General features: G+C 59.6%; 3 protein-coding genes. 1 reads left to right on the top strand and 2 read right to left on the bottom strand.

Going from position 1 to position 1,728, the window contains the following annotated elements:
* Nucleotides 1-455, top strand: a 455-nt coding sequence (locus EN984_RS33520; RefSeq protein ID WP_206517546.1) for a glutathione S-transferase C-terminal domain-containing protein, incomplete at its 5' end; no start/stop codon positions are given.
* Nucleotides 456-542: 87 nt separating this feature from the next.
* On the opposite strand, the gene EN984_RS33515 is transcribed toward EN984_RS33520, so the two are convergent.
* Both EN984_RS33515 and EN984_RS33510 read right to left on the bottom strand, forming a co-directional pair.
* The gene (locus EN984_RS33515; RefSeq protein ID WP_027035237.1) at nt 543-845 is read right to left on the bottom strand and encodes a DUF1236 domain-containing protein; all 303 of its coding nucleotides are present in this window, start codon (nt 843-845) and stop codon (nt 543-545) included.
* 577 nt (nt 846-1,422) lie between these two features.
* Nucleotides 1,423-1,641 (bottom strand): exopolysaccharide production repressor protein, encoded by a 219-nt coding sequence (locus EN984_RS33510; RefSeq protein WP_236382731.1) that lies wholly within the window; start codon nt 1,639-1,641, stop codon nt 1,423-1,425.
* Nucleotides 1,642-1,728: the final 87 nt, after the last annotated feature.

The following is a 1,728-nucleotide window of genomic DNA, read 5'->3' as shown; positions in this document are numbered from 1 at the left end:
GCGCCGAGGTGCTGTCCTGGCTGTTCTGGCAGATGGGCTCGGCGCCGTATCTGGGCGGCGGCTTCGGTCACTTTTATGCCTATGCGCCGGAAAAGTTCGAATATGCCATCGACCGCTTCTCGATGGAGGTGAAACGCCAGATGGATGTGCTCGACCGCCGACTGGCCGAGACCGAATATCTCGGCGGCAAGGACTATTCCATCGCCGATATGGCGGTGTGGCCCTGGTATGGCGGGCTGGCGCTCGGCCGCATGTACAATGATTCCGCCGAGTTCCTGTCCGTGCAGGAATACACACATGTTCAACGCTGGGCCAAGGCGATCGACGCACGACCGACGGTCAAGCGCGGCCGCATGGTCAACCGCGCTTTCGGCGAGCCTGCCATGCAATTGCATGAGCGCCACGACGCCAGCGATTTCGAGACCAAGACGCAGGATAGACTGGCCGCCGAATAGGCCATAGCGGGTCGCGGCAAAGGAAACCCGCCACCGACGCGACGTCGGGGCGGGTTTTCCCCAAGGTTCAGTGCTGCGGGAACCCCCTTAGTGCAGCACTTCAACGATCTGGCGGGTCTCCGGATCGACGAGGACCGTCTGGTCATTGATCACGGCGACGCGATATTTGACGTCGGGCACCTCACGCAATTCGACAGTGTCCGGCACCGAGGAGCCGAGCTTGAGTTCGACCCCCAGAAGGTTCACCGAGGCAAGCGGTTCCCTCTTGATGTATTCGCGAACGACCGTCTCCTGCTCCGGCTGGACGACGACGACGCTCTCCGCCAGCGCCGCACCAATGCCGCCCATCAGGACGACTGCGGCCGCCGCGCTTGTAAGATAAAGTTTCATGACCGTCTCCTAGTGACAATTGAATTCCGCCCTCCATAAAAACTCCACCGCTGCCATGCGGTTCCATCGAACTTCAGAATTGAAGATGTTACGTTTTCGGCTCGGATATTAATTTGTTGCTGATCATACATGCGGCAGACAGCGCGGAAATGCTTGAAAACCTGCACAAATGTGTGCGGACATTAGAGGACGAAAAATTCCTGCTGTAGTCGGATTGGCGAAGCACCTGTCGTCGCCGCGTCAAATCAGCCTCGCGTCCCTCTATCTGGACGATGGGAGCACGAAAAAGGCTCGCCCCGCCGGGAGCAGAGCGAGCCATGGCAGTTCCGATGGAGGTGGCAACCTCACCGGTACCGCTAGAGAACGCGAAGCATCATCACTTGTTCCACCTGACGGCCTGAGCTCCATGCGAAGCTGGTCGCGCATGCGCCATGTTCCCACGATAACGCTGCGCCGAAATCTCCGGCAGGGATATGCTCGGACGCTGTCTCGGTGACCAAACACCGTGGTCGCGCTGGTGGCGAGGTTCCCCGAATTGCCCGGGCGCACACGCGCGAGTGATCCTGGCTACCCGGTCTTAAAGCCGGACACCGTCGCGACGCAATGGCGGGAAGGCGTCTACCGGATCCTCGCTCGGCGCGATATCGTGCGAGCCCCTGAAGATCAGCCTCACGATGAGCACGAAGTAGCCGACCTGCAGGACAAGCAGCGTCGCTATCGTCCAGGCAAATGCCTCCCAGAAAGAGCCGGTAACCATATAGGTCCAGACCGCGACGATGATGGCCGTGGCTGACATTCCTACGAGAAACTGTCCAAAATACATGGTTTCCCAAAACCGTCGAAACCGCGGCGGTTCCGATCAGTCCCTGCCTCATTCCCATTT

Origin of the sequence: Mesorhizobium sp. M7A.F.Ca.CA.004.12.1.1, assembly GCF_003997835.1 — a bacterium.
In the GTDB taxonomy this organism is placed as follows: Bacteria; Pseudomonadota; Alphaproteobacteria; order Rhizobiales; family Rhizobiaceae; genus Mesorhizobium.
This window is presented reverse-complemented; position numbering and strand designations above follow the sequence as displayed.

Coding starts and splice junctions, on each gene's coding strand:
- EN984_RS33515 (WP_027035237.1), bottom strand. CDS start 845: ATGAAACTTTATCTTACAAGCGCGGCGGCCGCAGTCGTCCTGATGGGC.
- EN984_RS33510 (WP_236382731.1), bottom strand. CDS start 1,641: ATGTCAGCCACGGCCATCATCGTCGCGGTCTGGACCTATATGGTTACC.